Origin of the sequence: Tritonibacter sp. SIMBA_163 (assembly GCF_046535935.1) — a bacterium.
Lineage (GTDB): Bacteria > Pseudomonadota > Alphaproteobacteria > Rhodobacterales > Rhodobacteraceae > Epibacterium > Epibacterium scottomollicae.
Map to the genome: position 1 here is coordinate 1 of NZ_JAWJBP010001429.1, position 233 is coordinate 233.

1 pseudogene is annotated in these 233 nt (G+C 70.4%); it reads left to right on the forward strand.

The window, feature by feature from the left end:
- Positions 1-233 (forward strand): annotated as a pseudogene (locus tag R0J92_RS27015) (DNA mismatch repair protein MutL); the annotation flags it as partial.

A 233-nucleotide genomic window follows, 5' to 3' on the forward strand; every position in this document is an offset into this window, starting at 1 on the left:
TGCGTCAGGGTACCATCGGGGAGCTGCGCGACCTGTTCTTTGCCACGCCGGCACGGCTGAAATTCATGCGCGCCGCTCGCGCCGTAAGCCAGGCGATCTCCGACACCGTGAAGCGGCTGGCGATGGCGGAGCGTGCGGTAGGGTTCAGCCTGCGTGGGGTGTCCGGCGGTGGCGAGGGGCGCGTGGCCTGCCGGGCCGACCGCATGAGCGGCGATAGGTGTGACGCGCGGCAT